At 63.0% G+C, this 21,213-nt stretch carries 16 protein-coding genes; 5 read left to right on the top strand and 11 right to left on the bottom strand.

The window, feature by feature from the left end; genetic code table 11:
* Nucleotides 1-55: 55 nt before the first annotated feature.
* From LWE61_RS17245 to LWE61_RS17210, 8 genes are all read right to left on the bottom strand, one after another.
* The gene (locus tag LWE61_RS17245) at nucleotides 56-1,615 is read right to left on the bottom strand and encodes a cytochrome P450 (RefSeq protein ID WP_234151886.1); all 1,560 of its coding nucleotides are present in this window, start codon (nucleotides 1,613-1,615) and stop codon (nucleotides 56-58) included.
* A 172-nt stretch (nucleotides 1,616-1,787) separates the two neighbouring features.
* Complete coding sequence (locus LWE61_RS17240; protein WP_234151885.1) at nucleotides 1,788-2,825, bottom strand: TolB-like translocation protein; 1,038 nt, start codon at nucleotides 2,823-2,825, stop codon at nucleotides 1,788-1,790.
* A gap of 50 nt (nucleotides 2,826-2,875) precedes the next feature.
* Complete coding sequence (locus LWE61_RS17235; protein WP_234151884.1) at nucleotides 2,876-3,847, bottom strand: sugar phosphate isomerase/epimerase family protein; 972 nt, start codon at nucleotides 3,845-3,847, stop codon at nucleotides 2,876-2,878.
* Between the two features lie 60 nt (nucleotides 3,848-3,907).
* A complete protein-coding gene (locus LWE61_RS17230) occupies nucleotides 3,908-6,430 on the bottom strand; it encodes a TonB-dependent receptor (RefSeq protein ID WP_234151883.1) in 2,523 nt (840 codons plus the stop codon).
* 252 nt (nucleotides 6,431-6,682) lie between these two features.
* Complete coding sequence (locus tag LWE61_RS17225) at nucleotides 6,683-7,297, bottom strand: TetR/AcrR family transcriptional regulator (RefSeq protein WP_234151882.1); 615 nt, start codon at nucleotides 7,295-7,297, stop codon at nucleotides 6,683-6,685.
* A 74-nt stretch (nucleotides 7,298-7,371) separates the two neighbouring features.
* Complete coding sequence (locus LWE61_RS17220; RefSeq protein WP_234151881.1) at nucleotides 7,372-7,674, bottom strand: high-potential iron-sulfur protein; 303 nt, start codon at nucleotides 7,672-7,674, stop codon at nucleotides 7,372-7,374.
* Nucleotides 7,675-7,715: 41 nt separating this feature from the next.
* Nucleotides 7,716-8,147 carry a c-type cytochrome gene (locus LWE61_RS17215; RefSeq protein WP_234151880.1) on the bottom strand — a complete coding sequence of 144 codons (432 nt, stop codon included), beginning with the start codon at nucleotides 8,145-8,147 and terminating at the stop codon, nucleotides 7,716-7,718.
* Nucleotides 8,148-8,235: 88 nt separating this feature from the next.
* The gene (locus LWE61_RS17210) at nucleotides 8,236-8,757 is read right to left on the bottom strand and encodes a cytochrome c (protein WP_234151879.1); all 522 of its coding nucleotides are present in this window, start codon (nucleotides 8,755-8,757) and stop codon (nucleotides 8,236-8,238) included.
* 403 nt (nucleotides 8,758-9,160) lie between these two features.
* Between LWE61_RS17210 and LWE61_RS17205 the strand changes: the two genes are divergently transcribed.
* Both LWE61_RS17205 and LWE61_RS17200 read left to right on the top strand, forming a co-directional pair.
* On the top strand, nucleotides 9,161-10,951 hold the full coding sequence (locus LWE61_RS17205) for a DUF1592 domain-containing protein (protein ID WP_234151878.1): 1,791 nt from the start codon (nucleotides 9,161-9,163) through the stop codon (nucleotides 10,949-10,951).
* A 66-nt stretch (nucleotides 10,952-11,017) separates the two neighbouring features.
* Nucleotides 11,018-12,328, top strand: coding sequence for a DUF1552 domain-containing protein (locus LWE61_RS17200; protein WP_234151877.1), 1,311 nt, complete (start codon nucleotides 11,018-11,020; stop codon nucleotides 12,326-12,328).
* A 103-nt stretch (nucleotides 12,329-12,431) separates the two neighbouring features.
* Here LWE61_RS17200 and LWE61_RS17195 read toward each other — a convergent pair whose 3' ends face one another.
* Entirely contained in the window at nucleotides 12,432-12,935 is a 504-nt protein-coding gene (locus tag LWE61_RS17195; RefSeq protein WP_234151876.1) for a VOC family protein, read from the bottom strand.
* Nucleotides 12,936-13,125: 190 nt separating this feature from the next.
* Between LWE61_RS17195 and LWE61_RS17190 the strand changes: the two genes are divergently transcribed.
* From LWE61_RS17190 to LWE61_RS17180, 3 genes are read left to right on the top strand one after another with little or no spacing between them, the layout of a single operon-like run.
* The gene (locus LWE61_RS17190; protein WP_234151875.1) at nucleotides 13,126-14,805 is read left to right on the top strand and encodes a type VI secretion system tube protein Hcp; all 1,680 of its coding nucleotides are present in this window, start codon (nucleotides 13,126-13,128) and stop codon (nucleotides 14,803-14,805) included.
* A 31-nt stretch (nucleotides 14,806-14,836) separates the two neighbouring features.
* Nucleotides 14,837-15,511, top strand: coding sequence for a cytochrome b/b6 domain-containing protein (locus LWE61_RS17185; protein WP_234151874.1), 675 nt, complete (start codon nucleotides 14,837-14,839; stop codon nucleotides 15,509-15,511).
* Between the two features lie 58 nt (nucleotides 15,512-15,569).
* A complete protein-coding gene (locus LWE61_RS17180; protein WP_234151873.1) occupies nucleotides 15,570-16,535 on the top strand; it encodes a YncE family protein in 966 nt (321 codons plus the stop codon).
* A 92-nt stretch (nucleotides 16,536-16,627) separates the two neighbouring features.
* Here LWE61_RS17180 and LWE61_RS17175 read toward each other — a convergent pair whose 3' ends face one another.
* Both LWE61_RS17175 and LWE61_RS17170 read right to left on the bottom strand, forming a co-directional pair.
* Nucleotides 16,628-17,440, bottom strand: coding sequence for an SDR family NAD(P)-dependent oxidoreductase (locus LWE61_RS17175; protein WP_234151872.1), 813 nt, complete (start codon nucleotides 17,438-17,440; stop codon nucleotides 16,628-16,630).
* Between the two features lie 202 nt (nucleotides 17,441-17,642).
* Nucleotides 17,643-21,023 carry a glycosyl hydrolase gene (locus LWE61_RS17170; RefSeq protein ID WP_234151871.1) on the bottom strand — a complete coding sequence of 1,127 codons (3,381 nt, stop codon included), beginning with the start codon at nucleotides 21,021-21,023 and terminating at the stop codon, nucleotides 17,643-17,645.
* Nucleotides 21,024-21,213: the final 190 nt, after the last annotated feature.

Below are 21,213 nucleotides of genomic sequence, written 5' to 3'. Positions count from 1 at the left end.
CTCTCCCTGCCGTTATTCAGGCGGCCCCGCCGTGATGACGGGGCCGCCAGTCGCTTCAGATCTGCGCCAGATCGACGTCGACAGCGTCCAGGGCTTCGTTGCTGAACTGGCCCGGCGCGAACTTCTGGACGGACCGCAGCGTCATGCCCTTGGCCATCGCGATGCGCTTGTCCGCCGTCATGCCGGGGAAGTGCTTGTCCAGCACCGCCCGCGCGTCGGGGTTCTTCAGCAGATCGCCGATCTTCGTCTTGCCGGTGGACAGGCCCGCGTTGCCCGCGACGGGCTGCGCCTGCTCGACGACCGGCGTGGCGGGGGCAACGGTCGACAGGTCCAGCCCCACGGCGGGGGTCAGGCGGACATGCAGTTCCGAAAGGCCACGGATGATGAAGCTCGGCTCAAAGTCCAGCTTGCGGTTGTCCGCGGTGCCATGCTTCTCCTCGACCAGTTCGATATTGGACGTATAGGCCAGCAGCTTCTCCAGCAGCACCCGCACCTCGACACGGGCCAGCGGGGCGCCCGCGCAGACATGCTTGCCGCGCCCGAACGCCAGATGCTCCTTGATCTTGGGGCGGTCGAGCACGAACTTGGTCGGCTCTTCCCAACGATCGGGGTCGCGGTTGGCGGCGGAGATCGCCACCAGCACCTTCGTCCCGGCGGGCACGTCGCGGTCGCCGATCTTGGTGTCCTTGCGCGCCAGACGCGCGGTCTGCTTGGTCGAGCCTTCCAGGCGCAGGACTTCCTCGATCAGTTGCGGGATCAGCTTGGGGTCGGCGCGCAGCTTGTCCTGCAGGCCCGGCTGGTCGGTGATGTAGCGGATGGAGTTGCCCAGCAGCTTGGCGCTGGTGTCCTGCCCTGCGCCGAACAGGAAGGTGGTCATCTTCACGATCTCGACCAGATCGGGCAGGGAGCCGTCCGGGAAAGTCGCGAGAGACAGTTCGGTGAGAATATCCTCGCGCGGCGTCTCGCGGCGGTCCTGCACATAGCCGGCGAAATAGCCGCCCATGACGACCAGCGGGTGGTCGGGCGAGCTGAAGTCGTTCTTGGCGGACTCCAGATTGCCCGGTGCGGGCGCGGCCTCGATGACATCCATGAACATCTGGCGGTCTTCGGCGGGAACGCCCAGCAGGTCCGCGATGACCAGCGTCACGAACGGCGTCGCGACTTCCTTGATGAGTTCGCAACCGCCCTTGGCGACCATCTCGCGGATGATCCGGTCGGAGAAATCGTCGATGAACTCCTCATTCTTCTTCAGCCGCGACGGCGTGAACAGGCGATTGAGGAGCGTCCGGACGCGCGTATGCTGGTCATCGTCATAATTGACGAGCAATTCGCCGCCCAGGAACTGGTCGCGATGCGCTTCGACCTGCTCGGTGATGTCGGAGCCGGTGGGGGTGAAGGGCAAGGGGGCCGCCGCGCCCGCCAGACCGATGATCGCGGAGAAATCGGCGTTGTTCTTGAGGACTTCCAGCGTCTCCTCAAAACCCGTGACGATCAGATAATCCTTGCCCGGCGGCTGATAGATCGGCCCCTTCGCCCGCACCGCCTCGAAAAAGGCGTACGGCTCCTTCAGGATTTCATAGTCGGTGAAATAGTCCCGGTCTTCCAATGGCTGCACGATATGTCTCCTCTCGCGCGCCCGAATCCGGGGCGCCAATAACTATGCGATTATTCGTCGCGTAGTCCGCAACGTCCACCAGCGTCAAGGCGCTAAAATGAGACGATAGTGTCGCATCTTCCCCGGCTGTCAGCGCCGGGGCGGATGGGGATCGCTCACGACTGCCGGACGATCAGCGGGCGATCTTCGTCATGAGCAGTCCATAGCCTTCGCCGATTTCCCCGCTGCCGCTGTCCGACCGCTGGAACGCCATCCATTGGCCGTCGGGGCTGACGACGGGATTGCTGATGTCGGCGCTGCTGCCCGGCTTTGTCCCGACGACCATCCGGCTGACCGTGCCCCCCGGCCGGAGTTCCAGCGCGCAGATGTCCAGGGCCGGCAGCCCCGGCTTGTCCTGCTGGCCACATTCGACCGCAGCCCATGATCCGTCGGGGGCAATGCCCTCCACTTCATTGTAGCGGCCAGGCTGGCTCAGATAGACGATATTCTCGTTGGTCGCGATCCGGTTGCCCATCACGGAGATGGTGAAGTCGCCCGCCCTGACCGATCCCATGCAGGAATAGACAAGCTCTTCATCGTTCGCGCGAAAGTCCTGCGGTTCGATAAAGCCACATTCCTTGGGCAGGGTCGCCATGATCTCCCGCTTGTTGGCGATCGCTGGCGTCCCGTTGCGATAGACGATCTCCGCCACGTACCGCTTCGTCGGGCGGATGAAGGCCAGTTGCCAGTTTTCGGCAGGCTTCAGGGCCGGTTCGATGGTGGTCCAGGCGATCAGGTTGCGCTTGCGCGAAACCGCGATCCCCTCGAACACCGCCTCGCCCAGCGGCTGAAGCCCTCCCGACAGGCTCTTGTCGAGTATCCACATCTCCAGATGGGCGCGCACATTCGGGCCACTGTTGTGCCGGGGCGCGGTGACGAGGAAGTCGCCGCTGGGCAGATACTGGATACGCATGATGCCCAGATGCGGCATGTGCCGCGTCAGGTTGCGGACCTTACGGGTCGCAATGTCGATCTCATAGGCGTCGCCATACGTCTTGCCGACAAAGGCGATTTTCCTGCCATCGGGCGAAAAGGCGGCGCGCCCGCCGAAGGAGGAGAGGACAGTGGCCGTGTCCACACTGCGTTCGGCCGGGAGCGGCTGGCCATGGGCCGCCCATCCGGGCAGGAGCATTGCGCCCAGCAGAAGAGCGCGCCGAAACAATCGAACCATGAAGAAACCTCTTGATGTCAGGGAGAGGACTGAGGGTGGCCGCACCAGCCTCAGCGCGCAGAGAGTTTCGAGAGGAAAGCGTAGGATCGCGTCGCCGCCTCCAGCCGGGGAATGGCAAAGGGCGGCTCCTGCTCGACATAGAAATGCCGAACCCCGGCGCGATGCGCCTCCGGCAGCAGCCTGGCCCAGTCCACCGTGCCGCTGCCCACCTCGGTCGGGTTCATCGCGATCGTGAAGTTGGGCGTGGTTCCGGCGGCGACATCCTTGACGTGCAACTGCCTGATCCGGCCGTGGTGGGCGCGCAGGAACTGCACCGGGTCCATGCCCGCCGCCACGATCCAGCCTGTATCGACCTCGAAACTGACCAGCGCGGGATCGGTCTCCCGCCACAATATCTCCCATCCGGTCGTCCGGCCCACCGACGCGAACTCGACATTGTGATTATGATAGCCGACGCCGATGCCCAGCGGCTTGAGCGCGCGGCCCTTGTCATTGAGCAGCGCGGCCGTCCGCTTCCATATATCTTCACCCGCCGCCGCGACCGATCGACTGATCGCCATCGGCATGCTTTCGCCCGGATTGGGCCGGAACCCGTCCGGGAACAACAGGATCGGCGCCACCGCCCATTTCGCCCCCAGCACGCCCAGGCTGTCCGCGATCTTCGCCGCATCGCTGGCCATGGACAGGCCGTTGGGGCTGCCCTTGGTCAACAGCGGCAGGTGGAGACTGGTGATGCTGATGCCGGCGCGCCGTGCCGCCGCGGCGATCTCCGCCGGCTGGCGACCGAGCAGGCTGGGCAGTTCGACCTCGCGATAGCCGATGGCCGCGACACTGGCGAAGGTCGCATCCAGATCGCGCCCGATGCCGTCGCCCAATGTGTAGAGTTGCAATCCGATGGGCCGCCCGATCCTTTGGAAGAACGGCGGACGGCTGCGGGCCGCCGGGGATATGCCGCCCATCGTGGCGGCAAGGCCGACAGCGCCCAACCCGCCCAGGATTGCGCGACGACTGACGTTGGTCATTTCATTCTCCGGTAAGACAGAAATAGGGGCGGCCCGCTCACTGGCGGGCCGCCCACCGGATCAACGCGATCCCAGCGAAACCCGCGCTGTCAGGCCGAATTCGCGCGGCGGCGTCACCGTCACGCCGGAGTAGTTGCTCTGGTAGCTCGCCGAACCGAACGCCCCGCCCGCACCCAGATTCACATAGGTGACGGCGGTGGTGTAGGGGCTGCTTTCGGCGGAAACGACCTTGGTCAGGTTGAACAGGTTCTTGGCGAACGCGGTCAATTCCCAATTGCCGCCGGGCGAACGGATGCCGGCATACAGGTTGAAGATCCCATAGGCGCCGACATCGTCATAGGGGTTGTTGGGATCGGTCGACCCCTCTCCCCGCCAGTTGAGCAGGCCGCGCACATAGCCATCGAACCGATTGTCGAGCGGCAGCGTCAGTTCCGCCTGCACCGATCCGCTGAGACGCGGCAGGAAGGTCGCGGGCTGCCCTGCACTGGGACATTCGGCCAGATGCTCCCCCTGATAGGCGGTCTGGAGCTGGCCCAGCGTCGGAACGGCGGTGTCCGGGATGCCGTCGCGATTGACATCCGTACAGGCCAGCTGCGACGCCTTGATCTTGCTGTGCGAATAGTTGGTGATGGCCGTGATGCGGAACGTCCGCGACGGCGCAAAGGTGATTTCCGATTCCAGGCCGTTGATGCTGACCGGCACCGCCGACACGAAGTTGAACTGTCCCCGCTCGTCCTGACCGGAACTGTTGACGTTGATATAATAGATGCCGGTCGCGGCGCGGAACGGATAGTTTTTGAAATCCTGATGATAGCCGGTGAGGTTGAAGGTCAGCCGCTTGTCGAACCACTGCGACTTGATGCCGATTTCATAGGAGGTCGACGTTTCGGCATCGAGGTTGACATGGCTCAGCTCCAACGCCGTCTGGCGGCTGGAGAAATTGCCCACGGCCCGCACCGGCGGACGGAAGGACGTGCCCGTCATCGCATAGACCATCAGGTCGTCGTTGACCTTGTACCGCGCGGTCGCGCTGTAGATGGTCTTGCTGACCTTATAGTCATTTTCCGTGCCGGGCGACCGGCGGCAGGTGCCGTTGCCATAGGTCTGGCGCGTGCAACTGATGAACAGGCCGTCCGTCTCATTGTCGAACTTGATGTGGCGCAGGCCGCCGGACAGTTCGAACCCTTCGCCCAGATAGGCGACAACATTGCCGAAGTAGGATTCCTCCGTCGATGCGCTGGGCGGGCTATAGATGGGCGTGCCGTTGAAGATCGCGCCCGTGACGGCGGACAGGGCTGTCACGCCTGCCGGAATCCGGGGATCTTGCGCGTTGGTCACGGGGAAATAGCCACGGATGGCGCCCGACTGGGTCAGGTTGATTTCCGCGCTGCCGGTCTGGCGGAAATAGCCGACGACATAGTCGAAGAGATTGGCGACCCGCTCCACATTCTGGAGGCGGATTTCGTGGGTATTGCCCTTGGAGATGGTGTTGCCATCCTGGAACAGGCGCAGCGCCGGGAAGGTGACGCCCTGATCCTGGTTCGTGCCGTTGCGGAAATCATTTTCCAGCCGCGAACCGACATAGACCAGCGTCTGGCCCGCAAAATCCACGCCCAGATTCCAGCCATAGAAGCGGAAGGTCTGGCGCAGCGTGCGCGGGTCGGTCGTCACCGCCGCCCGGTCTTGCGGCGTGAAGAATCCGCTGTTCAGGCGCGGGGAGGTCAGCGCGGCGCTGCCCAGGATCGTCCCGGCCGGCAGGGGCGAGATATTCTGGTCGATGCCCGGCGTGAAGCCCGGCACCAGATTGCTGTAGGACTGCACCTGGTCGAACTGCCGCGAAGTCGCCTGCAAGCTCTGGTAGAGGAAACCGCCACGCAGCCAGTCCATCGGCTCCGCGCGCACGCTGACGCGGATGGACTCCGTCTCGGCCCTCGGCTGGACGGTGCTGTTCACGCTCCTGATGCGCGATCCCCGGCCATGGTCGCCCAGGCCTGCGACGCGGACCGCCAGCTTGTCCGCAATGATCGGCACGTTGATCCCGAACTGCAGGTTGGCGGCGCCATCCGACGCGACCGTCCCGATGATCGTGCCACCCGCCTGATTAAGGTCGGGACGGCGAGGCGCCACGGTGATGGAGCCGGAGGGCGTCGCCCGTCCGCGCAGCGTACCCTGCGGACCGCGCAGCACCTCCACCTGTCCCAGGTCATACATCGCCTGCAACACGAAGTTGGAGCCGACCGGCGCATCGTTGAAATAGAATTGGATCGTGCCATTCTCGCCGGAGACGTTCACGTCCTGGTTGACACCGCGCATGGAGGAACTGGAGCCGATGCCATTGGCGTTGGGGCTGAGCGACAGGCCCGGCACCACCGACGTGATTTCCTGGAAATTCCGCAGGTTCAGCTTCTCGATGGTTTCGGACGTCACGGCGTTGATGGTCAGCGGCACATCCTGCAACACCTCGTTGCGGCGGCGCGCCTCGACGATGATGATCTGGTCCTGACCGTCGGAGGCCGCGGATTGTTCATCCGATTGGGGTGTCTTCGCCTGCTCTTGTGCTGCGGCGGTCCTGGCCTGTGCCAAGGATGGAATCGACAGCGACAAGATGCTTGCTGCCCCCAGCAAGATAGCGCGATTCATGATCATAACCCCTCTCCTATCTTCACCCCTCTATCGAGGTGGATATTCTCCCATTATTTTTCGATTATCTTTTCATGCATCCATTTTATGGATTGCACTGTTCTTGCGTGACTTGCAGCCATGCGTCTCCCCAGACTGCATGACTGCCAACAACCGCCAGACCCGGCGGAACATCGAAACCCGGAAGATAGCCCTCTAAGCGACGTCGAGTCGATTAATCTCCGATATTTTCTGATATGTCGATCCAAAATTTTCCAGCCAGCGGATTATCGCCTTGCGGGCCGCGCTCACCCGGTCGACGTTGAAGCCGCCCGCAAAGGCCATGCCGCGCGCCACCGTCTCGATAATCGTCGACAATTCCTCCGGCGCGATGCCCGGAGTGTCGATCCCTTCCGCTTCCAGCGTCTCACGGATGACCCTCGCCTCGATCGCGTTCAGCGTGCGGCCGAATTCGGCGATCAGGCCATGCATGGACTTGCGATGGTTGGCCAGCGCCAGAAATTCGATGTGCAGCACCGCATTGGACGTGTCGCAGCTCAGTTCGAACAACCGCGCGAGCGGGTTCTCCTGTACGATCACCTCCTCCAGGGCGGCGAGATATTTGTCCGTCACATGGCGGAACAGCGCCTCGAACAATTCATCCATCGTGCGGAAATAATAATGGACGATCTGCGGCTTCAACTCCGCATAATGGCCCAGTTTGCGGGATGTTACCTGCGCATAACCCTCCTCCCGCATCAGATTTTCCGCCGCGTCGAGAAGCTTCTGGCGCGTCGCTGAACTTTCCTTTCCGATCCTGCGATTCACCATGCGAAAACTCCCGATGCAATGTGGCGCACTGGCCCAGGCCGCCTGAATTGCCGAGGGTTCCCGCAATGTCCAGATCATTGCGCGGCGGCCCTCGCCACGAAGGAGGTGCAGACGCCGCCCGCACTCACCGACCCGCCGCTCAACAACTGGCATGTGCCGCAACCGCCTTCGCCCGCGGCAAAGAAGGTGCACAGGCTGCAATGGCGCGCGCGATCCTTCGACACATCGACATAGCCCAGCGCCGAACGCCGGTTCATCTGGGAAAGCGCCATGCCGCTGCTACAGGCCGGCGGGGCGGCGACAGCCTCCGCCGCAGCCAGCATCGTCAGCGGCGTGACGGCGCAAAGCGACAATAAATCCCGTCGTGAAACCCGCATTATCCTCTCTCCCTTTCCTGTCTGTTTTATCCTCTGCGCCGTCAGTCGTCGGACGTGCGGAACTGGTCGTGGCACGCCTTGCAGGCACCGCCCAGCTTGCGGATTTCGCCGCGCAGGGCGCTGGCGTCACCGGCCGCGACGGCGCGTTCGACGGCGGTGGCCTGCCGCGCGAAATTGTCCTGCGCGGTCCGAAACGCGGGCGCATTGCCCCATATCTCCGCGCGCGCGGCGGTCTTCACACCCGGCTGCGGCCCGCTCCCCTGCGGAAACCAGCGATATTGGGCCTTGCTGGCGGCGACAATATCGCGCGCGGCCGCCTGAAGGCGCGGCGATCCCGCATCGCCCTGTCGCACCCCTTCCGTCAGCCCCTTCATCGCGGCGCCCAGCGCCCGATACCCCGCCACACGGCTGCGCACGCTATCCGCCGGGACGGCGGCAAGGGACGCGGTGGCGGCGCATATCAGGGCCGTCATGATCGGAATGGCAGGGCGCATGCGATGAAGGCTCCAATTATATAAAACAGGGGGAACAGGCCGCGCGGATCGCGGCCGATGGGCGCGTTCAGGATGTCTTGGGCGCGCGATAGCGATCATGGCACTGCTTGCACGGCATCGCGTCGATCATCAGCCCGGTGACGGCATTGACGTCCCCGCCCTGCCCCGCCTTGGCCATCGCCTCCGCCTTGACGGCGAAATCGCGCAGCGCGCGCATATAGTCGGGGTGGTTCGACCACACCTCCGGCTTTGACCGACCGCCGGGGGCCACCGTCTCGAACGCGGCCACGGAATCCCGCGCGGCCTCCGCGATGGACCGGGTGGTTTCCGCCAGTTTCGACGCCGGCGCGCTGCCCGCCGCGATCATGCCGAGGGTCTTCGCATCCTTGTCCAGCCGCAACATGACCTGTTGCCGTTCGAAGATGATCCCGTCGGCTTCGGCCTTGTCGATGACCGGCGCATCGGCCCCTGCAACGGCAGGAGTCACTTCGCTCCAGCCCGCCTGATGGAAGGAGAATAGTGCAATTCCCACCGCCATGGCGCAGGCCCATTTCCGCTTCGCGCCCTGCAATCCCGTCCTTCTGTCCAAAGTCTCTCTCCTCACCGGGATGCGTTTCACCTGCGAACAGGCGGCTCCCTTTCGCGTGTGCAAGGGCCGGGGCGGGCATCGCAAATGCACCGCTTGACCACCGCGCCGGCATGACGCTATGCAAGTGCACAGCATACGGTCGAAGACCAGGACCGTAAAGCTAAGAATAGAGCGATTTTACGAGATTTTGGCGGGAAGGCAGGGCGTCGCAAAGGGCGTCATGTCGCGGGGAGGCAGGCGTCGATTCGTCACGCCCATGCACGCCCCGCGCCGCATCACGACAACAGGGCCACGATGGCGCGCGGCATGACGGCGCGGTCGATGGCTGGAGGAGAGGATCTATGGCGAAACCCGTTCGACCGGCCCGATGCGCGCGATGTCAGCCGCGATGCGACGATGCCGCATGTCCCGCCCCGTACGCCGGTCATGGCGCGGTGGGCCGGGTGGCCATGGCGGTGAAGGCATGACGGTGGGGGGACTATCGCGCACGCCATCGCGTGCCCGCCGCCACAGCCTGATCGCGGCGGCGGGGCTTGCGGTCAGCACGCTCACCTATGCGCTGGCGGCGGGCGCACCCGGCGAACCGGCCCGCGCCGCTGCCGAACCGGCGACCGCTGGCGGCCTGCCGGGCTTTCGCCGCCTGAACGAGAGCCAGTATGTTCGCTCCATCCAGCAGATATTCGGCCCGACCATTCGCGTGCCGGGCCGTTTCGACCCGCCGCTGCGCGAGGAGGGGCTGATGGCGATCGGGGACAGCCATGTCACCGTCTCCCCCTCCGGTTTCGAACAATATGAACTGCGCGCGCGGGAGATTGCGGCGCAGGTCGTGGACGATACGCACCGCAAGGAGCTGGTGCCCTGCACGCCCGCATCCCCCACGGCCTTCGACCCGGCGTGCGCGGCCCGCTTCTTCGCCAGCTACGGGCGTCAGTTGTACCGGCGCCCGCTGTCGAACCGGGAAAGCGAATCCCTCCTCGGCCTGGCGAAGGCCGCCTCCGACCAGAGCCGGGACTTCTACGCCGGTCTGGAACTGGGCCTGTCCCGCCTGCTCGTCTCCCCGAAATTCCTGTTCCGTATCGAGGGCAGCCAGCCCGCCCCGGACTACCCCACGGCCACCGCCAACGCCATGGTCCTCGACGATTATTCGCTGGCCACGCGCATCAGCTTCCTGCTGTGGGACGCGCCGCCCGACACCGAACTGCTCGACGCGGCCGAACGGGGCGACCTGCGCGATCAGGCCGGGCTGGTCCGACAGGTCGACCGCCTGATGGCCTCGCCCCGTTTCCAACAGGGCGTGCGATCCTTCTTCGCGGACATGTTCGGGTTCGAACAATTCTCCGGCCTTGCCAAGGATCAGGCGATCTACCCCAAATTCAATTCGGATCTGGCGAAAGACGCGCAGGAACAGCTGCTACGCACTTTGGTTGATCATCTTGTAAGCAGACAGGGCGATTATCGTGACTTGTTCACGACGAAAAAGACCTTCCTCAACCGCAATCTGGGCGCCCTATACAAGGTACCGGTGCCGGAAGCGGGGATGGAGGGCTGGGCGCCCTATGTCTTTGGCGCCGACGAACCCCGCGCCGGCATATTGACGCTTGCGGGTTTCCTGATGCTCGACCCCACTCATGAAGGACGCAGCTCGCCAACGATCCGGGGCAAGTCTGTGCGCGAGTTCCTGCTGTGCCAGCCCATTCCCCAGCCGCCGCCGAACGTGGACTTTGCGGTGGTGCAGGACGTGCACAATCCCCAGCATCGCACCGCACGGCAGCGACTGACCATCCATCAAGAAAATCCGGCGTGCGCGGGATGCCATGCGCTGACCGACCCCATCGGCCTGTCGATGGAGAATTACGACGCCACCGGCGATTTCCGCACCCATGAGAATGGCGCGCTGATCGACGCGACCGGCACGTTCGAGGGCAAGCCCTATACTGGCCTGATCCAGCTTTCGCGCCTGTTGCACGACAGCCCGGCGGTTCCCGCCTGTCTTCTGCAACGCGCCTATGAATATGGCGTGGGTCGTTCGGCCACCGGAGAGGACAAGGACTGGCTCGACCACACCGGGCAAGCCTTCATGCGCGACAAATATCGCTTCCCGTCACTTTTGCGGCGGATCGCGACCAGCAGCGCTTTCCGCCGGATCGCACCGCCCGCGCCGGTCGGTCCGGCAAAGATAGTGGCGTCCCGATAACGACAAGAGCTGACAAGAGAGGATGAACCGATGGCCCTTTGGACACGGCGCAATTTACTGAGGGGAATGGCAAGAGGATCGGCGGTTGCGGTCGCGCTCCCGTTCCTCGACCTGTTCCTCGACAATCATGGGGAGGCGCTCGCATCGGGCGCTCCGATCCCGACCCGGTTCGGGACATGGTTCTGGGGATGCGGGGTCAACACCGCACGCTGGTTCCCGACGAAGCTGGGCGCGGATTATGACATAAAGGAAGAGCTGCGACCGATAGCGCAATTCAAGGACAAGGTTTCGATCTTCTCCAACTTCAACTGCAATCTGGATGGCAAGCCCAACCTCGTTCACTGGTCGGGCGTCATGGCCACGCTGAGCGGCACCGCCCCCACCAAGGGCGGCGTGTCGGGCGGCAGTTCGGAAGCGCCCACAATCGACTGTCTGATCGCCGACCATATCGGCAAGACGAACCGCTTTCGGTCGCTGGAATTGGCCTGCACCGGCCAGTCGGGCGTCAGCTACAGCATGCGGACCGGATCGACGGTCAATCCCAGCGAAGTCGACCCGATCAACCTCTATCGTCGTCTGTTCGGGGCCGAGTTCCAGGATCCCAACAAGGCCGACTTCACCCCCGATCCGCGTATCATGCTGCGGCAGAGCGTCCTCAGTTCGGTCAAGGACGACCGCGATGAGCTGATGCGTTCGCTGGGCAGCGCCGACAGGCAGCGTGTCGATCAATATTTCACCTCCGTCCGGCAGGTCGAACAGCAATTGGGGCAGCTATTGGAGAAGCCCGCCCCGGCGGATGCCTGCGTCATGCTGAAGGAACCCGGCAAGTCCCAGCTTGGGCCGACATGGGACGTGGCGATGAACAGTCACGACCTGCTGGGTCAATTGCTGGTGATGGCGCTGGCCTGTAATCAGACCCGCGTTTTCAACATGGCCCTCTCCAACGCCGGATCGAACCTGCGCAAGGCGGGCGATCCCGTTTCCTTCCATGAACTGACGCATGAGGAACCGGTGGACGAAAAGCTGGGCTATCAGCCCAAGGCCACCTTCTTCATCGAAAAAAGCATGGAAACCTTTGCCAGCATGTTGCGCATGATGGACGGCGTGAAGGAAGGCGCAGGAAGCTTGCTCGACAACAGCCTGATCCTCGCCACGTCGGAGAGCAATTTCGCGAAAATCCACTCCGTCGACAATCTACCGATCATGGTGGCGGGACGCGCGGGCGGAAAGTGGAAGTCGGGCCAGCATATCAGTGGCAACGGCGACCCCAGCTCCCGCGTCGGCCTGACCATCCAGCAGGTGATGGGCCTGCCCGTGACCAGTTGGGGGGAAGGCGCAATGCTGGCGTCCAAGCCCATCGGGGAGGTGATGGCCTAGAGTTTTCTAGCCGGGCTGTTTACGATCCACGGTTTCGGACATGGGAAGAGTTCTAGAATTTCGAGGATAGGGGACTGCGGGTATCCGCAGCCCCCCTATCCCGTCATCGCGCTTGGGGTGTTTGCACCAGTTCGATCCGGTATCCGTCAGGATCGGTCGCCATCATCATCAGAATGGAGCCATGAACAGTCCGGATCTCGTCCGTCTTATATCCGGCCGCCTTCAACTTCGTCTCGAATCCCCGCAGGTCGGTGACATTCAGCGCGACCCGGTCATAGCCATGGCCATGCTCTATCTTTTCCGCCGCGCCGGGCTTGCCGCTCAGCAGCATGATGCACGGTAATCGTGGATCGGTTCCGAAACCTATCACCGCTTCCGGCTGGTCCTTTGGGCCGAACTGCATCCGCACGGTCATGCCCAGCGCGTCACGATAGAAACGCAACGACCGGGCCATGTCGGTGACATAAAAGGCCGGACCCACGATCATATTGGCGGGTGCGGTCGTCGCAGGGGTGCGCGGCGAAGGCGGAGCAGCCATTTGGGCGTATGCCATCGACAGGGGCAAGGCCCCGATGGTGCCCAGGACAATAGCATGCCACCTTTTCATCGTCTCTCTCCTCGTCGTCATGATCGCGGCAGTTCGCGTATGGGTCTGGTCCGCCCGATCTGGTCGGTCGTCAAAAATGCTAAGCGACTGCACAAATTTACTTGCACAGCTTTCATGCCCCGGTCAATGTGCATCCATCAGCAGAGGCCGAAGCCCGCGCGACAAGATAGAAAATCGGAGGGATGGGGAGATGCAAGCCACCAAAGGCCGCTTGCGCCAGATCATGGCCACGGGCGCGGTCGCCGTCGCGACATTGTTCTGCACCACGGATGACGCATGGGCCTATTATATCGGGCCGAGTTATTTCAGGATCGACGGACTGGCTGGCGGTGCGCTGGATCCCGCGCACAAGGATTGGGTTCGCGCCGAGGCCAATTATTGGACCGCCCGCCCCTCGTTGCGCGAGATTCGCGGCATTACAGGCAAATATAGCGGGTTGAAGTTCACCGGCCCTCGCGCACCAAAATCCGGAGCCAGCATGCTGGCCGTATCCGTCGACAAGGCCAGTCCCGCGCTGGCCGGACTGATGCAGCTATGCCGGAGCGGCAAGGTATTGCCGCAGGTCATATTCTCCGAATCCGCGGATCTGGCGCGCCACCCACAGGAGCATGGCCCACGCCCGGCGAATGTACCGGCCTTCTACGAATATAGGCTCAGCGGCGTCCACCTGACCTGCCCCGTTGTCGCGGGCGCGCCCGAACAGGCGTTCGGGCTGAAGTTCGACGAAATCACATGGCTTAATTTCACGCCGCAACCAAAACCGATAGAAATCACCGCCGAACCGGCGAAACTCTTTCCTGCACCCCGGTCGGGCACAAGCCGTCAGTTCGTCATTTCTTGGTTCGCCCCGATCTCGGACAGTCGTCCCGACCAGTGCGCCCGGATGAACCCGAAGCCGACGCAGGCTGACTATTATGCGCTCATGTCACCCGCAAGAGCCGCGGAACAGCGCGCCCTGCTGGCGGACAAGGGCGGCGCGAACACCATCCTGCTGCCCTTTCGCGGCCCGGATGAAATGAACGTGACCATGATGCCCGGTATCGTGGCCGATCCCGGCTTTACAGAGCCGCAGGTGGATGTGGTGCGGGGTTTCAACCTCGACGGGAACGATGGCACAGGGGCCGTCCCGGCGTCGACCAGGCCGCACAGGAACTATGTCTCACCCGACGGCGAGAAGGGTATCGACAACCAACTCTTCACTGTTCAGGGGTGCATCGAGGGATGGCGCAGGTCGGGCTTCCTGCCGATGATCGGCAATGAACTTCGGCGGGCGGGGGGATTGTCGATCCTTGTCGAAATCGCCGGGATAGACGATCCGCGCAACGACGATGATGTGGCCGTGACCATCCTCTACAGCACCGATGCCATGCGCAAGGATGGCACATCCAAGATCATCCTGCCCGACTACACGTTCCGCGTGAACGACAGCCCGGAATATAGTCAGGATTTCGCCCGGTTCCGCGCCCGCATTGTCGATGGCGTGATACGCACCGAGCCGCTGGACAAAATCTACATGCATGAGGGACCAGCGACGACATGGTCGCTGTCCAGCGCCCGGATGCGTCTCGAAATCCAGCCCGATGGTACATTGAAGGCTCAACTGGGCGGCTATCGGGACATCCGCGATTATCTCGGTGCCGCCTTTTTCCGGTCGAGCGATTATGAGAACACCATCGGCTTCCAAAGCCCCGGCCTCTACAACGCCGTCAAGCGTGCTGCCGATGGAATGAAAGACCCGGTAACAGGCGAATTCACCGGCATATCGGCGGCCTATGAGATGGAGGGCATCCCGGCCTTCATCCCGCCCCGGCAACAGAAAAAGCTGATCGCGGGCCTCGACATCCGTGAGACGGTCGGGAAAACCCGATAGATATAGGTGGGTGAGACGACAGGAGGATCGGATGGACGCCGGGGAGGCCGTGAAGGTTTGGGATCTGCCGACGAGGATATTCCACTGGGCAATCCTGCTGTTGGTCGTGACATCGTGGCGCACGGCCGAAATGCGGGCGATGGACTGGCATTATATCTCTGGCGTATCCGCGCTGGGCCTGATCGTCTTCCGACTTGTCTGGGGTTTTGTCGGCGGGAGTACGGCCCGTTTTTCCGATTTCCTACGCTCCCCTGCCATTGTCCTGCGTTACATCCGGCGCGGCCAAGGCGCGCAGGCATCACCCGGTCACAACCCTGCAGGCGGCTATAGTGTCGTGGCCATGCTGGTCGCCCTCATCGGCCAGATCGGCACAGGTCTCTTTGCCGCAGACATAGACGGGCTGGATTCCGGCCCCCTGTCCTATCTGGTGACGTTCGATCAGGCGCGTCTGGCCGCGTCGCTGCATGGCCTGTTCTTCAACGGCTTGCTCATCCTCATAGCCCTGCACCTGCTGGCGATCATCTGGTATCGTATCCGGCACGGTCGCAAACTGGTTGGCCCGATGGTGACCGGCCGCGATGCCCAACTGGCGGCGAGTACCGCATCGGTTACAAGCCATGGTCCCGTCCGACTTATCGTCGCCATAATGTTCGCCGCCCTTTTGGCATGGTGGATTGGCCAGGGGTTGCGCCTCCCGAACGGCTGACTCGTGGAGCCGTCCACAGTCCGTCGCGGGCAAACCCATAAAGGAAAGATAGTCGTTCATGATCGCTCGCTTCGCCACGACCACGCTTGTCACCCTTGCCATGCTCACCTCGGCGGTTCCGGCATTGGCGGATACGCTGCTTGTCGCGAACAAGGGCGAAGATACGGTGAGCTTTCTCGACCTTGCCAGCGGCAAGGAGCGGGCGCGCATCCCGACGGGCCGATCGCCCCATGAAATCGTCATTTCGCCGAACGGAAAGTTGGCGGCGGTCGTGGCCTATGGCGGCGCCACCATCGACATCATGGACATCAAGTACGCCCGGCTGGTCCGCAGGATCGACCTGACGCCCAACGCCGGCCCGCATGGCATCGTCTGGCCGTCCCATGACACTATCGTCGCCGTGGCGGACAGAAGCCAGTCGGTGGTGATCGTCAACCCCCGCTCCGGCGCAGTCGAGGCGATTCCGACAGGGCAAAAGGGATCGCATATGCTCGCCCTCTCTCCAAACCGCCGCTTCGCCTATGTCAGTAACATCTTGTCCGGGACGGTGAGCATCGTCGACCTGCAACGGAAGACGAAGACCGAGGACATCCGGATGGGGGGCAACCCGGAAGGTATCGCCCTGACGCACGATGGAAACCATCTGTGGGTTGGCGATGACGCCACAGGGCGGGTCCAGGTGGTCGATCTGGCGACGCGAAAGGTCATCACGACCCTGCCGACCGACCCGGTTCCGGTTCGCATCGCAATCAGTCCCGACGGCAAGACGGCAATCACATCCAACTTCGCATCGGGTACGCTCAATCGCTTCGACGTGGCTACCCGGCGGCCTTTGCCCGCTATCAAGGTCAGTGGTGACCGGGCCGCGTTGCAGGTGACGATCCTGTTCGCCCGGAAAAAACCTCTCCTCTATGTGGCGGAGACAGGTCGGGACACGGTCGCGGAAGTCGATCTTGTCACTGGCGCCGTCATCCGCCGCCTGCCGACCGGCAAGAATGGCGACGGTCTTGCCATCGCTCCTTGAGGCTGCGGATAATATCTACCGAATAAAGCAATACGGGCAACCGAGGGCCTTTGGGCCGCAGCACAATGTCTACGGCCCAAAGAACTGACTTGTCAGACGGAGATGCCACCATCCAGCACCATCGTCGTGCCGGTCATGAAGGTGGAGAGGTCCGATGCGCAGAACAGGATGGCGCGCGCAATATCATCCGCCACGCCGACACGGCCGAGGCGGCTGCTGCTGATACCAGGGATCGGGATTTCCTTGAGGGTTTCCTCATCCAGTTCCGCCAGATGCATGGTCGATTCTGTCAGGCAGAAGCCCGGAGCCACCGCCAGCACGCGAATGTCGTGCGGCGCGAGTTCGATGGCCATTTGCTTGGTCATCCCCACCACGCCATGCTTCGAGCTGACATAGGCGGCCTGTCCTGGCGAGATGCCACGCACGCCGGCCAGTGACGCCACATTGACGATCACGCCCCCATGCGCCGCGGCGATCATCCGCCGTGCGGCTTCCCGCGCACCCACGAATGTTCCGCGCAGGTTGATCGCCATGATATTGTCCCACTCGTCCTCCTCCAGATCGAGGAGCGGCGAAAAGGACGGCAGGCCAGCATTATTGACCCAGATGTCGATCTTGCCAAATTCCTTCAGCGCCAGATCCGCCACCGCCGTGATCGCCGCGGGATCGCTGGCATCCATTTTCACGGAGATGACATTTGCGCCATAGGTGCTGCTCAAATCGCGTGCCGTAGTAGCCGCCGCGTCCTCGTCCAGATCCGCGATCAGGACCGATGCCCCCGCCTCCGCCAGTCGTCTCGCGGTCGCCTTGCCCAGACCCCATGCCGACGCCGTCACGACAGCGGAGCGGCCCGCGAGCGAAATCAGATCCCCTACCGAATGACTGGAAACATCCTTGACTGCCATCATTTACACCTTTGAAGAATTATGATCGGAGAAGAAAAACATGGGTAGATATTTGGTCTGAAAGCATTTGTTCAGACAGGTTCGTCCGTTCAGCCGGAGTGCGTGCCGCGCAGCGACTCTCCGCCTGACCAGGATAATGCACGATTATATCTATGCGAATATAGATCGCATAGATATAATCGTCGCCATACCGTAAATGAGGCTAGTCAGAGCTTTTGCGGAGGAGCGAAACCGGCCCGACAAGCCCGGAAGAGCGTAACGGGGCCTTGGCCGTGTAGGTCGCTATGGCCGTGGCCGTGACCTTTTCCGCTCCGGGCTGCTGATCGCCAATCAGTCGGTTGACCCACAAATTCGCCACGCGCACACGAAGCCTGTTATCTCCAGCCCGCAGGAATGGTCTGACATCGAGGTGATAGGGCGCTTTCCAGACCGTCCCGACTAGCCGCCCGTTCAGGGTGACTTCCGCCACATCACCGACCTTGCCCAGATCAAGGAGCAAAGGCCGCCGGTCCGCGGTGATAGCCGAGGATAGCGTGAAGCGCGTTTCATAGGTCGCCATGCCGGAGAAATATTTGACACCCGGCGACGGATGCTCGGACAGCGACATCAATCGGTCGAGGGGGATGCTTGCGGGCGCTCCCCGTCCCGGTTCAAACGACACCGTCCAGGGACCGACGATCCCGGTCACGGTGCTCAGCCGCATCTTCGGCACATTCACCTGCCGTTCCTTCACAGGCTGGCGAAAGATCACAAAGAAGGATTCATGAGGCGCCATTTCCAATGGCACAATCGTCCCGCTCCCCTCGATACGATAGCTCACGGGCGTGATCTCTCCTGTCGCAGCGCGCCAAATATGGGGGATGCGTCCCTTGACCCGAAAATGCGCCTCGAAACTCTCCGTCCGGGCTTTCCGGTTCGACAGGAAATAGATCTCCCCATTCTCAATCGTGCGGTGGACGAACGGAATATCGGCTCCTGCCGCATTGGCCATGACTGCAAAATCGGGTTCTACCCCGGCGGAGGCCAGTGCAGCGGCAACATCGCGGCTGGCGATGACCCTCCCCTGCCCGATTTTCGTATCGCCGCCGCCAGACCAAAGACGGCGGGTCAACGCATTCGTCTCTGTTGCGTCATCGACCAGACTGGGGGAGCCGATCGGTGGCATACCGATCACCGTCGCCCCCGCCTCGACAAGCTCACCCAGGCGTTTGAGGACGGGCAAGGTCATACGGGTGCTGGTGCCGCCAAGGTAGATGCCCCGATAGCGCGCGCCTCCCTTGCTGACGATCTCCCCCTTTTCCACCGACAATTCCGAAAGAAGGCCGGTGGCACTGATGAAATCATAGCCATTCTGGTGCGGCACATCGGCCGGATAGCCCTCTGCGGCCAGCACGCTCACCGGCGTTTCCTCGCCATAGAAATAGGCGACATCGGCGACGTTACGCCCCTGTTGCAACAGGTAGCTCGTCCGCGACAGATAGTCGATCCACGGCTTCGCCAGTTCCGCCCACGCCTCATGCCGACCGAAAAACTGGCCAAAGCCCTGCAAGGACATGCCCGGCTTGCGGTCGTCGCGTGGTTGCTGGACGACGCTGTGGATCACCGGGCGATTAACGCCCGATAGGAACTCCATGTCGATCATCGGCTGAAGGTCGGCCGGGGAAAAGGCCCAGGGCTGCATGATCGAGGTCAGTGACTCCGCAGCCGCAATGGGACGGCCATAAAGATGGGCCACGGATGCCGCACCGCGCATGTCGGCAAGATAATGCGGCCGGGGACCACCTGCGCCAAACGACCACATTGCCCCCATCGGTATGTCGGCATGTCGCCGCAGATCGAGGTCGTCGCCCAGTGATGAGATGGCGCGGTTGCCCTCCAGCGCTTCGCCATAGACGGTCATCCCTTCCGCCTTCGCGACCCGCGCGATCGTGCCATAATGCTCGCTTGCCGCCAGTTCGCCCAGCGTACGCCGGAAATCATAGAGGAAGGCATCGCTCTGCTGGCGCGATCCGATGATGATGCCGGTCATCGTCGGCAGCCAGGGGCGGGGATCATAGCCGCGCAGGCGCTGGAACTGCGCAATCAGATTGGGTGTCCAGTTGGCGGGCCGCACTTCCGTGCTGTCCGTCACGAACGCATTCAGACCCTGCCCGCCCAGGGCGCCCGGCCCTGTTATGCTCCGATAGGTGCCCAGATATGTCGTGAGATAGCGTTCGACGGCTGCCCCATCATATTTATCGACCTCCAGCCCAGTGGCTTCCACCGTCGCGGGCGCGTTGGTCTTGCCGGTCAGGGAGTAGCCGATCCGCAGGATCCGCCAGTTGCCCTTTGGCGCAGTCCAGTCGAGCCGTCCGTCGCCCGCCATTTTCGATGTGAGGTCGATGACCGATCCCGGCTCGATACCCTTGGCATTATCCCCGACCTGTCCGTCGAGTTGATAATAATCGTCAGCAATAGCAAACGCCGCCTTGCGCTCGAAGGCGTTCACCCGCGCCTGCGTGGAAAGCTGGAAGTCGGCGACCACCGGCTTGGCGCCGCCGCCGCCGCCCAGACCCGCTGCACTCCGCATGTCGACGCCCGGTGCCGGGGTAAAGCCCGACACATCGCCGGGCTTCCCCCGCACGAACAGCAGGCGGAACTGCCGCGCGGTCACCGGCGCGAAGCTGACCGTCGTCGGCACGGCGGACAGGGTGAAGTCGCTCACCCTGCGCCAGCCAATGCCATCGTCGCTGGCTTCCAGCCGGGGAATGAGAGGCCCCGACAACGTCGATCCGGGCAGGTTCGCGACAAAGAGCCGCGCCGAGCGGATGGTCGTGGAGGCCGCAAAGGCATATTGGATCGAACCCGGCCCCGACGATAAGGCACCCGGCAGGGCGATACCATCGTCAAGCCGCCCGTCCTGAAGCGGTCCGCCATCAATCACCTGCCCATTGACCGTCACGTCATGGGCACGCACCGCACCCTCGGCACGATCCTCACGGACGGCGAGCAGCAAGGCGTCACGATAATAGTCCGTCGCCTGCGTGCCATGATGCGTTTCGCCGCCCAATCCCTGATAGGGACCGGCAACCGACGGCGGGGTGGCCAGCACGCCCTGGAATCGCCGCCCACCCTTTACGAAGGTTTCGCTCCAGACCAACTTTTTCATGCCGTCCGCCGCCGGAACCCAAGGCCCCCCGGACTCCGACCAGCCCGGCGAACTGGCGATGCCCAGTTCCAGGCCCAGTCGGCGGCTCGTCTTCACCGCGACATTGAAGGCGGCTTTCCAGTCGGGCGACATATAGGTGAGCGGATGGTCGACCAATGATGGCATGGGGCGCGCAACATCGAAAGCCTGCGCCCCACCGATGCCCATGCGGGCGAGCCACTCCAGATCCTTTTCGATCCCGTCGGCGGAAATATTGCCGTTAACCCAATGCCACCAGACACGGGGTCGGGCGCTTTCCGGCGGATTACGAAAGCCCTCCAGCAGTCGATCCTCACCGCCGGAATTGCCTTGTGCGGCCCCCATCGTCGGCCAGCCGCAAGCCGCCAGGCCCGCCGCAAACCACAGTGCCCTCACCGACCGTTTCAACCGTGCCATGCTGCGTTGCCCATCCATCCTGTCCGGCACCCCGAAGATGCGCGGGCATTGCCGTCCATCGCTCTTCGTTGGGCGCTATTTTCTTACTTTAAGCGACAATATACTGCATAGTTTCCCCATCGGCACCCCGTCAAGAGACACTGCCCCTTCAAACCTGCTTGACCGATAACTTCCCAATGGTAAGACAGAT

It is taken from the genome of Sphingobium sufflavum (assembly GCF_021403115.1).
Lineage (GTDB): Bacteria > Pseudomonadota > Alphaproteobacteria > Sphingomonadales > Sphingomonadaceae > Sphingobium > Sphingobium sufflavum.
The sequence above is the reverse complement of the archived record's forward strand: the minus strand, read 5'-3'. Positions and strand labels throughout refer to the sequence as shown.

Excerpts from the sequence above, each read along its gene's own strand:
- LWE61_RS17240 (WP_234151885.1), bottom strand. The coding sequence starts at position 2,825 with ATGGTTCGATTGTTTCGGCGCGCTCTTCTGCTGGGCGCAATGCTCCTG.
- LWE61_RS17235 (WP_234151884.1), bottom strand. The coding sequence starts at position 3,847 with ATGACCAACGTCAGTCGTCGCGCAATCCTGGGCGGGTTGGGCGCTGTC.
- LWE61_RS17225 (WP_234151882.1), bottom strand. The coding sequence starts at position 7,297 with ATGGTGAATCGCAGGATCGGAAAGGAAAGTTCAGCGACGCGCCAGAAG.
- LWE61_RS17220 (WP_234151881.1), bottom strand. The coding sequence starts at position 7,674 with ATGCGGGTTTCACGACGGGATTTATTGTCGCTTTGCGCCGTCACGCCG.
- LWE61_RS17215 (WP_234151880.1), bottom strand. The coding sequence starts at position 8,147 with ATGACGGCCCTGATATGCGCCGCCACCGCGTCCCTTGCCGCCGTCCCG.
- LWE61_RS17205 (WP_234151878.1), top strand. The coding sequence starts at position 9,161 with ATGTCCCGCCCCGTACGCCGGTCATGGCGCGGTGGGCCGGGTGGCCAT.
- LWE61_RS17200 (WP_234151877.1), top strand. The coding sequence starts at position 11,018 with ATGGCAAGAGGATCGGCGGTTGCGGTCGCGCTCCCGTTCCTCGACCTG.
- LWE61_RS17195 (WP_234151876.1), bottom strand. The coding sequence starts at position 12,935 with ATGAAAAGGTGGCATGCTATTGTCCTGGGCACCATCGGGGCCTTGCCC.
- LWE61_RS17190 (WP_234151875.1), top strand. The coding sequence starts at position 13,126 with ATGCAAGCCACCAAAGGCCGCTTGCGCCAGATCATGGCCACGGGCGCG.
- LWE61_RS17185 (WP_234151874.1), top strand. The coding sequence starts at position 14,837 with ATGGACGCCGGGGAGGCCGTGAAGGTTTGGGATCTGCCGACGAGGATA.
- LWE61_RS17180 (WP_234151873.1), top strand. The coding sequence starts at position 15,570 with ATGATCGCTCGCTTCGCCACGACCACGCTTGTCACCCTTGCCATGCTC.
- LWE61_RS17175 (WP_234151872.1), bottom strand. The coding sequence starts at position 17,440 with ATGGCAGTCAAGGATGTTTCCAGTCATTCGGTAGGGGATCTGATTTCG.
- LWE61_RS17170 (WP_234151871.1), bottom strand. The coding sequence starts at position 21,023 with ATGGCACGGTTGAAACGGTCGGTGAGGGCACTGTGGTTTGCGGCGGGC.